This is a genomic window from Georgenia sp. X1117 (assembly GCF_057784635.1).
Window position 1 is genome coordinate 2041294 of record NZ_CM173492.1, and the last position, 13012, is coordinate 2054305.

Consider the following 13012-nt stretch of genomic DNA (forward strand, 5'->3'; position numbering starts at 1 on the left):
CCGAAGTCAACAGAACCTTCAGCAGACCCATCGGCCCACCTCCTGGCCGTGGTCACCGAGCAGTTCCACCGCTCGGCAGCACGGGCCAGCGTCCATCCCTTGTCAACGACGAGCTGGGCCAGTCGCAACCGACCAGCAGGGGTTAATCGAGCGTTAGCGTGGGACACGAAGGCCTCCGGTTTGTGAGATGCGAATGCTTGGTCGCTTCACACCTCACCCGGAGGTCTTCGTCATCGTCTAGCAGCCACGCCGTACCTAACGTCCGTGGACAGAACAACTAGTCCTCGGTCTTGCTGCGGCGGGTGCGCTCCGCGCGGTTCTCCGAGCGGCTGAACAGCCCGCGGCTGCGGGAGAGCCGGTAGTCGATCCGCGTGTCGACGTAGTGCTCGACCTCCGGGTATCGCTCGAGGGACGAGGCCGTCATCTCGCTGGCGGCCTTCATCCGCCGGAGGAGCTCCTCCCGCTCGATGATCCGGGTGTCGACGCTGAGCGCCCGGATGTTCGCCCAGCACATGAGCAGCAGGACGATGGAGAACGGCAGCGCCGTCGCCAGTGCGGCCGCCTGGAGGGCACCGAGCCCGCCGGCGAGCAGCAGGGCTGCGGCGACGGTCCCCTCGACGACTGTCCACAGCACCCGCGACCACACCGGCGGGTTCGGGTGGCCGCCGGAGGCGAGCATGTCCACGACCAGGGAGCCCGAGTCGGAGGAGGTGATGAAGAAGATCGCGATGAGCAGGATGCCGGCGATCGAGAAGACCTCCCCGGCCGGCAGATCGCCGAGCACCCGGAACAGGGCGGCCTCGACGTCGACCTCGCCGTCGACGACGAGGTCCCCCTCCCCGAAGAACTGCCGGTACAGACCGGTGCCGCCGAGCACGGCGAACCAGAAGAAGCCGACGATCGTGGGCACGAGCAGGACGCCGGCGATGAACTGGCGGACGGTGCGCCCGCGGGAGATGCGGGCGATGAACACGCCGACGAACGGCGACCAGGAGATCCACCAGCCCCAGTAGAAGATCGTCCAGTCGCTGTACCAGGTGCTCGCGCCCTCGCCCCGGTAGTAGGCCCCGACGTCGAAGGTCATCCCGATGACGCCGGCGAGATACGCGCCGAGGGACTCGACGAAGTTCTGCAGGAGGAACACCGTGGGACCGAGCAGCAGCAGGCTGATGAGCAGGATGCCCGCCAGCGAGAGGTTGGCGTTGGACAGGATCTTGATGCCGGCGCCGAGGCCGCTGACCACCGAGATCATCGCCAAGAGGGTGATGACGACGATGAGGATGACGAGCAGCGTGTTGTCGACCGTGTCGACGATGCCGATCTCGGCCATGCCCGCCGAGATCTGCCCGACCCCCAGGCCGAGCGAGGTCGCGACGCCGAACACCGTGCCGAAGATGGCGAGGATGTCGATGAGGTCGCCGGTCCACCCCTTGACCCGGTCGCCGAAGATCGGCTCGAGGGCCCAGCGGATGGACACGGGTCGTCCGCGGCGGTGGATGGCGTAGGACAGCGCCAGGCCGATGATCGCGTAGATGGCCCAGGGGTGCAGGCCCCAGTGCAGGTAGGTCTGGGCCATCGCGTTCGCGCCCATCGTGGCCTCGTCACCCGACCAGCCGGGCTTGGGCTCCGCCGTCGCGAAGGTCAGCGGCTCGCCGACGCCGTAGAAGACAAGGCCGATGCCCATGCCGGCGGCGAAGAGCATGGCGAACCAGGACAGCACCCCGAACTCGGGCTTCTCACCGTCGCGACCGAGCGGGATGTTGCCGAGCCGGGAGGCGCCGATGCCGATCGCGACGACGACGAAGGCGCCGACGGCCAGCATGTAGTACCAGCTGAGGTTCTCGGTGATCCAGGACTGGATGCCGGTGAACGTGGTGTCGGTGAAGGACGGGAAGGCGATGGCGATCGCGCAGACCACCACGACCACGATGAGCGCGGGGTAGAAGACCCGTGGCGCGACGTTGCCCCAGCCCAGGCGGACGCCGTGCGCGCGGAGCTTGTCGGCGATCTCGTCGTCGGAGTCGTCGTCGCCGACGTGCACCTCCTGGGGGAGGTGGACCGTCTCGGGCAGGTCCTCGTAGCCGGGCAGGTGGATGGCCCCGTTGCCGCCGTCGACGCGGGTGCTGTCCGCCGTGCCGTCGTCGGTCGTCGTCGCTGCGGTCGTCGTGGCCCCCTCCCCGGGGACGTCCGAGGGCGCGGCCGGGTCCTGGCCGTGCGGTGTGCGGGGATCGTTCGTGGTCACGTGATGTCCGTCTCGTCGCCTGTGGTCGGGTCCACCACCGTTGTGCACGGGACGCGGCTCGCGCAAGTGCTGCCCCAGGTCGAGGGCCCTGCGAAGGTGCGGACGGCCGGGCCCCGTACGGGCTCCGGACGGGTGGTGGGCAACCGGACGACGGCGTGCCGGGCGCGACCGGGCGGCCTCCCTTATGGTGACGAGACCCGCTCCTCCGCCGAGAACCTTGGACCAGCATGACCTCCTCCGACTCCTCCGCCGCCGGTCAGGGCCACGCACCCGAGAGCGAGGCGCCCGAGGGCGCGCCGCCGCGATCGGACGGCGCAGCAGCGCCGGATGACGCCGCCGCGGCCGGCACCCCGGCCGCAGCCGATGCCGCGGCCGACTCCGTGACCGACTCCGTGACCGACGGCCCCTCTGCGCCGGGCTCCCCGGCCGCGCCCGGTGACGGCACCGCGCCGGCCGACGAGGATCGGCCGTCGGCCACGCCCGCCGGGCCCGGGCGGCCGAGCGGCGACCGTCCGGGGCGCACCACCGACGACGACCCCGGGCCCTGGTCGGACGTCATGGGTCGGATCGGGTCGCGGGCGGCCCAGGTCCTGCTCATCGCCGCCGTCGCCGCCGGCGCGATCTGGCTGCTGCTGCAGGTCAGCCTGGTGGTCATCACGATCCTGGTCGCGCTCATCCTCGCGGCAGCCGTCGCCCCGTCCGTGCGCTGGCTCGTCGGCAAGGGGTGGTCCCAGATCCTCGCCACCGCCGCGGCCTTCGTCGGCATCCTCCTCGTGCTCGGCGGGGTGATCACCGGCGTGGTCCTCGCCATCCGTGCCGAGTGGGACGAGCTCGCCGAGTCCGCGGCGGAGGGCTGGCAGTCGTTCCAGGCCTGGCTGGACTCCGGCCCGTTGCCGGTGGACACGAGCATGCTCGACGACGTCGTCTCGCAGATCGGGGGCGCCCTGACCAGCGGGGGTGCCGCGAGCGGTCTGGCCACCAGCACGTTGAGCGGCCTGTCCGCCGCGACCCAGTTCGTCACCGGCCTCGTGCTTATGGTCGTCGTGCTGTTCTTCCTGCTCAAGGACGGCCCGAGCATCGTCAACTTCTCCCTGCGGTGGTTCCGCGGCCCCACGCGCGCCAAGCTCGCCGAGTCGGTCGACCGGTCCGCGGAGGTCCTCGGCGGCTACGTGCGCGGCACCGCCACGGTGGCCGCGGTCGACGCGATCCTCATCGGTATCGGTCTGGCCGTCGTCGGGGTGCCGCTCGCGCTGCCGCTGGCCGTGCTCGTCTTCATCGGCGCGTTCATCCCGATCGTCGGTGCGACGGCCACCGGCATCCTCGCCGCGCTCGTGGCGCTCGTGGCCAACGGGCTCGTCGACGCGCTGATCGTCGTGGCGATCGTGGTCGTGGTCAACCAGGTCGAGGGCAACTTCCTCCAGCCGGTGGTCATGGGGCGGACCCTGTCCCTGCACGCGCTCATCGTCCTGCTCGCCCTGACCATCGGCACCCTCGTCGGCGGCATCGTCGGCGCCGTGCTCGCCGTGCCCTACACGGCCGTGGGCTGGACGCTCGTGCAGATCTGGACCGACCGCTACCAGGCCGGCGAGGACCCGGTCCTGGGCAAGGACCCGCTGAGCCCGAGGAGCCGCGCCGCGGCCAAGGCGACCGACAGCCAGCGCCGGCGCTACGCACTCATGCGGCGCTCGCTGCGCTAGGGCGAGGAGCTGGGTTCGACCGACGAGGTGTCGACGGACGAGGTGGCGACCGAGAGGCCCGCCGGCCGCCAGTAGGACGAGTATCCGCGTGGCCGCGTCGGAGTGACCCCGAAAGAACCCACACATTTCACCGCAGAACGCCCATCTGTGTCAGATTCTTGACGACCTACGTAAAAATGATACACACTTCGGTGGTATCGGTCGACCAGAGGGAGCGCTCACATGGCACGCACGATCGCGGTCGTCGGTGGTGGGCCGGGAGGCCTGCTGTTCGCCCTGCTCCACCGGAGCCGGCACCCCGAGGACCGGGTGGTCGTGCACGAGCGCAACCGGGCCGACGACACCTTCGGCTTCGGGGTCGTGTTCTCCGACGCGACGCTCGCGGGCATCGACGCCGTCGACCCGGTCCTGCGCGACGCGCTGACGCGGCACGGCAGGAGCTGGGACGAGATCGAGGTCCGGGCCAAGGGTGAGCGGCACCGGATCCCCGGGAACGGCATGTCGGCGATCCCCCGCCGGCAGCTGCTGCTCTCCCTGCAGGAGCGGGCGCGGGCGGAGGGCGTCGAGCTGCGCTTCGAGTCCGCGGTGTCGTTGCTGGCCGATCTCGGCGGGTACGACCTCGTCGTCGCCGCCGATGGCGCGAACTCACGGGTACGGGCCGAGTTCGAGCCCGAGATCGGACCCGCGTACGAGGAGGCGTCGGCCCGGTTCATCTGGTTCGGGACCACCTACGAGTTCGACGGGCTGACGTTCGTCCACGAGCCCTCGGAGCACGGGTTGTTCGCCGCGCACGGGTACCCGATCGCCCCCGGGCTCTCCACGTTCCTCGTCGAGACCGACGAGGACACCTGGCGGCGGGCCGGCCTCGACGCCTTCGACGTCTCCGCGCCCCCCGGTCCGAGCGACGAGCGTTCCCGGGCCTTCCTCGAGGAGCTATTCGCCGACCAGATCGACGGTAACCCGCTCGTCGTCAACAACTCGCGCTGGGCCAGCTTCCGCACGCGGCGGGCGCGCGCGTGGTCCGCCGGCAACGTCGTCCTCCTCGGCGACGCCGTCCACACCGCGCACTTCTCCGTCGGCTCCGGGACGAAGATGGCGATGGAGGACGCGATCGCGCTCGTGGACGCGCTCGATGCGCACGGCGACGACCACAGCGCCGCCTTCGCCGCGTACGAGGCCGCCGCCCGCCCCGCCGTCGAGCGGATCCAGGCGTCGGCCCGGCCCTCGTTGTCCTGGTGGGAGCGGTTCGGGCTCTACCACGAGCAGCTCACGGCCGCGCAGCTGACCTTCCACTTCATGGCGCGCGTGATGTCCGCCGGCCGGATGCGACGCCGGGCCGAGGACTTCGTCGAACGCTCGATCGCCGACTGGCGGGCGCGGCACGAGGGGCACGGCCCGCTCGACACCCCGCTCGAGCTCGCCGGGACCACCGTGCCCGGCCGCCTGCTCGTCCACGACCCCGCGGGCGCCACGCTCTCGGCGGAGGGCCTCACACTCCCGGTGCGCGAGCAGGCCCCGCCCGACGGCGACGCCCGGCCGTGGGTGCTCGCCGTGGACGTGCCCGACGACGAGTCCGCCGTCCCCGCCGTTGTCGCCGACGCGCGGGAGCGAGGCAGGTCGGCGGCCGCGTTCCTCGTGGACGGCCCCGCCGCCCTCCCCGTGCGCCTGGTCGCCGAGGACCTGAGGTTCGGCGGCGGCACGCCCGTCGTCGTCGGCGGCGTCGCGGACGAGGACGCCGCGCTCACCCACGTCCTGGCCGGCCGCGCCGACGCGGCCGCACAGGCGAGCAGTTCCTGACCGTGCGGGGCCGCGCCGCGGACCCGCCCCGAGGCACCCGAGGAGAGACATGCGCAGCCACCGGTACCGCACGACCGTGAGATGGGTCGACACCGATGCCAGCACCCGGATCCACAACACCGCGGTGCTCCGCTGGGCGGAGGCCGCCGAGCACTCGCTCTACGAGCTGGTGGACCCGGGCATGGGCGTCGAGGGGTTCCCGCGGCGCAAGGTCTCCGCGACCTTCCACCGCCCTCTGGCGCACCGGGACCCGGTCGACGTCGAGCTCACGGTCGCTCACCTGGGCACCTCCTCCGTCGGGTACTCTTGGACGATCTCCAGCGGTGACGCCGTGTGCATCGAGGGCGAGCACGTGGCGGTGCACGTCGACGCCTCCGGACGGCCGGCGCCCCTCCCGGCCGCCCTGCGTTCGGCGCTCGAGCTCGACGAGACAAGCGGCGCCGAGTGAGCAGCTCCGACTGAGCGGCGCCGCCCGATCGACGGGCGGCGCGGCCGGCGGTGCGGCGGGTGCGGACGAGAACTCGTCACCACGCACGAGCGGCCCCGGACATGGTGTCCGGGGCCGCTCGTCGTCGGTGCGGGACGCTGCCCGCGAGGGGGTCAGGCCTCGAGGAGGAGGGCGTCGCCCTGTCCGCCGCCGCCGCACAGGGCGACGGCGGCGCGTCCGGTGCCGTCGGCGTGGAGCCGGTGCGCGGCGTGCGCGGCGAGCCTGGCCCCGGAGGCACCGATGGGGTGGCCCAGGGCGATGGCGCCGCCGTCGGGGTTGAGGCGCGCGTCCCCGGGGTCGATGCCGAGCACGGCGGCGCTGGCGATCGAGACGGCGGCGAAGGCCTCGTTGATCTCGATGTGGGTGAGGTCGGCGGTCTCCCAGCCCTGGCGCTGCAGGGCGGTGGCGGCGGCGTTGCCGGGCTGGTCGTGCAGGGAGGTGTCCGGTCCGGCGACCTGCCCGGCTGCGCGCACGGTGGCGAGCACCTCCCACCCGTTCTCCTCGGCGACGGACCGGCGGGTCAGGACGAGCGCGGCGGCGCCGTCGCTGATCTGCGAGGCGTTGCCGGCGGTGACCGACCCGTCCGTGCGGAACGCGGGCCGCAGCCTCGCCAGGGACTCAGGCGTGGTGTCCGCGCGCAGGCCGTCGTCGGTGTCGACGACGGTCTCGCCCTTGCGCGAGGTGACGGTGACGGGGGCGATCTCGGCGTGGAACCTGCCGGCCGCCTGGGCGGCGGCGGCCCGCTGGTGCGAGGCCGCGGCGACGGTGTCCTGCTGCTCGCGCGTCAGGCCCGGGTGGTCGGCGGTGGTGTAGTTGTCGGTGTCCAGGCCCATCGCGTTGCCGGACCGGGCGTCGGTCAGGCCGTCGTGGGCGAGGTGGTCGACCGCGGTGCGGTCCCCGTAGGCCCATCCCTTGCGGGTGCCACCGAGCAGGTGGGGTGCCTGGGACATGGACTCCTGGCCGCCGGCGACGACGACGTCGGCCTCGCCCAGGCGCAGCACCCGGGCGGCGTCCGTGATCGCGGCCAGGGAGGACAGGCAGACCTTGTTGATCGTCGTCGCGTGGGCTCCGGGGTGGACACCGGCCGCGAGCGCGGCCTGCCGGGCCGGGTTCTGGCCGGCGCCGGCCTGCAGGACCTGCCCCATAAGCACCACGTCGACGCGGTCACCGGACACTCCGGCCTGCGTGAGCGCCGCCCCGATCGCGTGGGCCCCCAGGTCGACGGCGGACAGGGTGGCCAGCTGGCCGTTGAACCGGACGAACGGGGTGCGGGCGGCTCCGACGACGACGACGTCGTCGGCGCCTGCCGCGGTGGCGGGCTCCGTCGAGGCCGCGCTCACCTCTGGGCCCCGGCGAGCTCGTCGGCCACGGTCAGGTCCGCACCGGTGGCGGCCACGACGTCGTCGACCGTGACGCCGCCGGCGACCTCGACCAGCACGAGCCCGTCCGGGGTCACGTCCAGGACGCCGAGGTCGGTGATGACCCGGTCGACCACGCCCGTGCCGGTCAGCGGCAGGTCGCAGGCGGTGAGGATCTTGGGCTCGCCGGCCTTGTTGGTGTGCTGCATGAGCACCACGACCCGCTTGGCGCCCTGGACCAGGTCCATGCCGCCGCCGGGTCCCTTGACCATCTTCCCCGGGATCATCCAGTTCGCCAGGTCGCCGCCGGCGGAGACCTGCATGCCGCCCAGGATGGCGACGTCGATCTTCTCCCCGCGGATCATGGAGAACGACATCGCCGAGTCGAAGAACGCCGCGCCCGGCACCGTCGTCACGGTCTGCTTGCCGGCGTTGATGAGGTCAGGGTCGACCTGGTGGTCGTAGGGGAAGGGCCCCACCCCGAGGATCCCGTTCTCGGACTGGAAGCTCAGCTCCACCCCGCCCGGCAGGTAGTTCGGCACCAGGGTCGGCAGCCCGATCCCCAGGTTGACGTAGTCGCCGTCGCTCAGCTCGCTGGCCGCACGCGCGGCCATCTGCTCCTTGCTCCACGCCATCTCTCAGCCCTCTTCCTCGCGCACGGTGCGCTTCTCGATCGGCTTCGACCCCTCGGTGGCCGGCGCGTGCACCATGCGGTGCACGAACACCCCCGGCAGGTGGATCTCGTCGGGATCGATGTCGCCCGGCTCGAGCAGCTCCTCGACCTCGACCACCGTCACCCTCGCCGACATCGCGGCCAGCGGGTTGAAGTTCCGGGACGACTTGTTGAACACGAGGTTCCCGTGCCGGTCGCCGGCAAGGGCGTGCACCAGGGCGAAGTCCGCCCGGATCCCTTCCTCCAGCACGAAGGATCGCTCCTCGCCGTCGACGACGAACGTGCGCGTCTCCTTCGGCGCGGACGCCTTCGCCACCGTCCCGTCCGCGTTGTAGACCTGCGGCAGTCCCCCGAGCGCGAACTGCGTCCCCACGCCCGTGGGCGTGTAGAACGCCGCGATCCCGGACCCGCCCGCGCGCAGCCGTTCCGCGAGCGTGCCCTGCGGGTTGAGCTCGACCTCCAGCTCCCCGGACAGGTACTGCCGCTCGAAGGACTTGTTCTCCCCGACGTAGCTGGCGACCATCTTCCGCAACCGCCCGGCCCCCAGCAGCACGCCGAGGCCGAAGTCGTCCACGCCGCAGTTGTTCGACACCACCGTCAGGTCGTCCGCACCCTGCTCCAGCAGCGCGTCGATCAGGGCGACCGGGTTGCCCGACAGGCCGAACCCGCCCACCGCCAGCAGCGCGCCGGAGGGGATGTCCGCCACCGCCTCCCGCGCCGAGCCCACCACCTTGTCCAGACCCCGGGCCGTCCCCCGGGCCGTCGTCGTGCTCATCGATCGACTCCTTCGTCGTGGTTGTCGTGCGGTCCGGTGGTCCCGGCGGCGGGCGCCGCGAGGACCCGCCAACCTGAACCGACCGTCAGGTTGGCTCGATCGTGCCAGTCCTGTCTCGTTCTGGCCATCATCGACGTCGATACCTGGCGGCGCCGCGGTGATACCTCGGAGCGCCGCGCGCGGGCGCCTACCCGTCGGCCAGCAGCATGTCCTGCGCCGACAGCGCCTCGGGGATCACGCCCTGGTCGGCGAGCATGTCGATGACGACCTGGAGCTCCTCGGCGGTGATCGAGTCGTGGAACGCCGGCAGCACCACCTCGGAGCGCACCTCCTCGGGGATCTCGGTGTAGGTCTCGAGGATGTCCCGGGCTTCGTCCGGGTGCTCCTGGGCGTACGCCTGGGCCTCGTGCATCGCGTCGGCGAAGTCCTGCGCGAGCTCGGGGTTCTCCTCGGCGAGCTGCTGCGAGGTGAAGTAGACGGCGATGTTGAGCGCGGGGTCGACCGGGACGTACGGCGACGTGAGATAGGTGAGCCCCGAGCCGGCTGCGATCGTGACGAAGGGTTCGACCACCCAGGCGGCGTCCACCTGGCCGTTGAGCACGGCGTTCGGGGCGTCGGGGAAGGCGAGCTCGACGAACTCGATCGTCGAGCCGTCGCCGCCGTCGGCGTCGACCGTGGCGCGCACGGAGGTGTCGCCGATCGAGTTGAGCGTGTTGACGGCCACGGTGCGGCCCTCGAGGTCCGCCGGCGAGGTGATGTCGCTGTCCGGCGCGACGATGATGCCGGAGGTGTCGGCGTCCGCCTCGCCGTTCGAGCTCGACGCGTTGGCCACGACGGTGAGCGGCAGCCCGTTGGAGACCCCGGTGATGAGCGCGGGGGAGTTGGAGAAGCCGAAGTCGTACTCGCCGCTCGTCACCCCCGGGATGGTGACGGCGCCGCCCTGGTTCGTCTCCTCGTAGGTGACGTCGAGCCCGTGCTCCTCGAAGATGCCCTGCTCGAGTCCCAGGTAGAAGGGGGCGGTGTCGACGATCGGCATGACCTGCACGGTGATGGGCGTGAGCCCGTCGGCGCCCTCGAAGGGCGTCTCCGCACTGGTGGCGTCGTCACCCGACGAGCCGCAGGCGGCGAGGGTGAGGGCGGCTGCGACCGCCACGGCGGTGGCGCTGTAGAGCCTGCGCATGCGGTCCTCCTCGGGGGACGGTGCGCCCTCGTCGGCGCCCGTGTCGAGAAGTATGTGCGTCGAGGGCGGTCGACGTCAAGAAGTTGTCACATGTGAGTCGGTCTCGGTCGGATCCGATGCGTCCGGGATGACGTCAGCCTGTGGCAAGAGGGCCGAAGCGAGGTTCCGAGACGTGTGCGGCGAGCCCGTCGCGACCGAGGCGTCTTTCTGTGTGACGAATCCTTGACGCATCGTATGAGAGTGGTACACGATTGACCCGATGCGGCCCACGGTCGCCGCACGCGAAGGCTGCGCATCGCAGCGGACAGCGCCGTCCCACCCAGGAGGTACCAGGTCATGGCATCAACGATGACCCAGCACGTGAAGCCACGGAAGATCATCCTCACGGTCGCCCCGACCGGCGGCATGGCGACCAAGGAGCAGAGCGAGCACCTGCCCGTCACGCCGGACGAGATCGCGGACGACGTCGCCGCCTGCACCGAGGCCGGCGCCTCGATCGTGGCGGTGCACGCCCGACGTGAGGACGGGCTGGCCACGTGCAACCCGGACATCTACTCCGCGATCAACGCCAAGATCCGTGAGCGCGGCAGCGACATCATCATCAACAACTCCACCGGCGGCGGCATCTCCGGCGACATGCCGGAGTGGTCCGACACCGGCATGTACCGCCTCAAGCTCGAGGAGCGCATGAAGGGCCTGGAGGCCCAGGGGGTCGAGATGGCGACCTTCGACGCGTGGACGGCGATCGCCAACCACAACGGCAACCACTACCTCTCCTACACCTCGGCCTCGCAGAACGACGAGCTCGCGCACGCGATGAAGGACCGCGGCATCAAGCCGGAGTGGGAGGTCTTCAACCACGGCCACATCCTCGGCGACACGACCCGCCTCATCTCCACCGGGTTCGACGCCGCGCCGTTCTGGATCAACATCGTCACCGGCGGCGACAAGGGCTTCCAGTCCGCGATGCCCTACACCCCGACCGCGCTCAACCAGATGGTCGACCTGCTCCCCGAGGGTTCCGAGCTGTGCGTCTCCGGCATCGGCCCGAGCCAGCTGCCGGCGCTCGCGCACGCGATCCTCGTGGGCGGCCACGCCCGCGTGGGGCTCGAGGACAACCTCTACTACAGCCGCGGCGTCAAGGCGACGAACCTCCAGCTGGTCGAGCGCGCCGTGCGCCTCATCAAGGAGCTCGGGCACGAGGTGGCCACGCCCACCGAGGCGCGCGAGATCCTCGGCCTGCCCGCCGACGGCCGCGGGGCGAACTGGTGAGCGGGCACCACGAGGAGGACATCCCCAAGACCGAGGGGCATGTCGAGCCTGCGCCGCAGACGCGCCGGTTCCGTCGCCTCGTCACGGGCCTCGACGACGACGGGCAGTCGGTCGTCGTGGTCGACGAGCTCAGCCCGCACCGGCAGGTCACGGCCGGCACGCCGACCTTCGTCCACACCGAGTTCTGGCGCGAGGAGACCACCCCGGTGGTCAACGAGGGCCCGCCGGTCGACCGCATCACCACGCCCATCACGATCACCCCGCCCGCCGAGGGCTCGGTGTTCCGGGTGCTCGAGTTCCCGCCGGACTCCCACTGGGACCACAACGAGGGTTTCGCCGAGCGGATGATGCACACCACGGCGTCGATCGACTACGCGATCGTCCACTCGGGCGAGGTGTACGCGGTGCTCGACGGCGAGGAGCGTCTGATGACCGCGGGCGACGTGCTCGTCCAGCGCGGCACGCGGCACGCGTGGTCCAACCGCTCGGACGAACCGGCGATCGTCTACTTCATCCTCATCGGCGGGTCGATCGCCTCGTGAGGTGCGGCAGGCGGCCAGGCGCGTGGGGACGACGCCCGCCCGGCCGGGCCGCTGCCCGCACGGATGCCGCCCCCGGTCGGCCCGGCGCTCGTAGGATTGCCGGATGAGTGTCCGCTCCGTGATCCTCGACGTCGTCGGCTACTTCGTGAGGTTCGCGGGCGGGTCCATCGGGCTGTCCCCGCTGTCGGAGCTCCTCGGCGCTCTCGACATCCAGGCCGACGCGACGCGGGCGACGATGACGCGACTGCGGTCCGAGGGGTGGTTCACCTCGACGAAGGACGGTCGCCAGGTCACCTACACGATGACCCCGCACCTGTACGCCATCGTCGACGAGGGGCGCGAGCGCATCTTCGCCCGCCGGACCGAGCCGTGGTCGGGGGAGTGGCACGTCGCCCTCGTCTCCGTGCCGGAGGCGGGCCGGGCGGTGCGGGAGTCGCTGCGCAAGCGGCTGACGTTCCAGGGCTTCGGTTCCCCGGCGCCGTCGACCTGGATGTCCACCACGGACCGGCGCGCGGAGGTCGACGCGATGGCGCTCGACCTCGGCATCGACGACACCGACGGCGTGCGGATCATCCAGATGATGTCACGCACGGACTCGGTCGCACTCGACCGGCAGATCGCCCGGCAGTGCTGGGACCTCGACCGGCTCAACGACGGCTACCGGCAGTGGCTCCGCGACTGGCGGCCCCGGGTCACGACCTTCCGGGCGCACCCGCCCGATGGGCAGGCGGCGCTGGCCGAGCTCATCGAGTTCGTGGGGACGTTCCGCAAGTTCCCGTTCGACGACCCCGACCTGCCGGCCGAGCTGCTGCCGGCGACGTGGCACGGCACGGCAGCCTTCGACCTGTTCCACGATGGGCTCCGTCCGATCGTCGGGCCTGCCGACGCGTTCTTCACGGAGGTCACCGGCATGGTCGCCGAGCGTCCCGCCTCGATGTGGGGCAACCACCTCGCCGCCCGCACGGGGCTGAGCGCAGGCTGACCCGCGG

The 13012-nt window shown here is 71.6% G+C and carries 11 protein-coding genes and 1 pseudogene; 6 read left to right on the forward strand and 6 right to left on the reverse strand.

The window, feature by feature from the left end:
• Positions 1-29 precede the first annotated feature (29 nt).
• Positions 30-167 (reverse strand): annotated as a pseudogene (locus AC3D3D_RS09440) (helix-turn-helix domain-containing protein); the annotation flags it as partial.
• 110 nt (positions 168-277) lie between these two features.
• The gene (locus tag AC3D3D_RS09445; protein WP_463663398.1) at positions 278-2242 is read right to left on the reverse strand and encodes a BCCT family transporter; all 1965 of its coding nucleotides are present in this window, start codon (positions 2240-2242) and stop codon (positions 278-280) included.
• Between the two features lie 227 nt (positions 2243-2469).
• Between AC3D3D_RS09445 and AC3D3D_RS09450 the strand changes: the two genes are divergently transcribed.
• From AC3D3D_RS09450 to AC3D3D_RS09460, 3 genes are all read left to right on the forward strand, one after another.
• The gene (locus AC3D3D_RS09450; protein ID WP_463663399.1) at positions 2470-3939 is read left to right on the forward strand and encodes an AI-2E family transporter; all 1470 of its coding nucleotides are present in this window, start codon (positions 2470-2472) and stop codon (positions 3937-3939) included.
• 222 nt (positions 3940-4161) lie between these two features.
• Complete coding sequence (locus AC3D3D_RS09455; RefSeq protein ID WP_463663400.1) at positions 4162-5736, forward strand: FAD-dependent monooxygenase; 1575 nt, start codon at positions 4162-4164, stop codon at positions 5734-5736.
• Positions 5737-5785: 49 nt separating this feature from the next.
• A complete protein-coding gene (locus AC3D3D_RS09460; RefSeq protein WP_463663401.1) occupies positions 5786-6184 on the forward strand; it encodes an acyl-CoA thioesterase in 399 nt (132 codons plus the stop codon).
• Between the two features lie 152 nt (positions 6185-6336).
• Here the strand turns inward: AC3D3D_RS09460 and AC3D3D_RS09465 are convergent, their stop codons facing one another.
• From AC3D3D_RS09465 to AC3D3D_RS09480, 4 genes are all read right to left on the reverse strand, one after another.
• Positions 6337-7563: an acetyl-CoA C-acyltransferase gene (locus AC3D3D_RS09465; RefSeq protein ID WP_463663402.1), complete on the reverse strand. Its 1227-nt coding sequence runs from the start codon at positions 7561-7563 to the stop codon at positions 6337-6339.
• Positions 7560-8216: a 3-oxoacid CoA-transferase subunit B gene (locus AC3D3D_RS09470; RefSeq protein WP_463663403.1), complete on the reverse strand. Its 657-nt coding sequence runs from the start codon at positions 8214-8216 to the stop codon at positions 7560-7562. The genes AC3D3D_RS09465 and AC3D3D_RS09470 overlap by 4 nt, the downstream gene beginning before the upstream one ends.
• A gap of 3 nt (positions 8217-8219) precedes the next feature.
• Positions 8220-9029 (reverse strand): CoA transferase subunit A, encoded by an 810-nt coding sequence (locus AC3D3D_RS09475; protein ID WP_463663404.1) that lies wholly within the window; start codon positions 9027-9029, stop codon positions 8220-8222.
• A 187-nt stretch (positions 9030-9216) separates the two neighbouring features.
• Positions 9217-10209 (reverse strand): ABC transporter substrate-binding protein, encoded by a 993-nt coding sequence (locus tag AC3D3D_RS09480; protein WP_463663405.1) that lies wholly within the window; start codon positions 10207-10209, stop codon positions 9217-9219.
• A gap of 336 nt (positions 10210-10545) precedes the next feature.
• On the opposite strand from AC3D3D_RS09480, the gene AC3D3D_RS09485 reads away from it, so the two are divergent.
• The 3 genes from AC3D3D_RS09485 to AC3D3D_RS09495 all read left to right on the forward strand — a co-directional run bounded on the left by AC3D3D_RS09485 (position 10546) and on the right by AC3D3D_RS09495 (position 13005).
• Positions 10546-11481 (forward strand): beta-keto acid cleavage family enzyme, encoded by a 936-nt coding sequence (locus tag AC3D3D_RS09485; protein WP_488511907.1) that lies wholly within the window; start codon positions 10546-10548, stop codon positions 11479-11481.
• Positions 11478-12023 carry a cupin domain-containing protein gene (locus tag AC3D3D_RS09490; protein ID WP_463663407.1) on the forward strand — a complete coding sequence of 182 codons (546 nt, stop codon included), beginning with the start codon at positions 11478-11480 and terminating at the stop codon, positions 12021-12023. Before AC3D3D_RS09485 ends, AC3D3D_RS09490 begins: the two co-directional genes overlap by 4 nt.
• 103 nt (positions 12024-12126) lie before the next feature.
• Positions 12127-13005, forward strand: coding sequence for a PaaX family transcriptional regulator (locus AC3D3D_RS09495; RefSeq protein WP_463663408.1), 879 nt, complete (start codon positions 12127-12129; stop codon positions 13003-13005).
• Positions 13006-13012 lie beyond the last annotated feature (7 nt).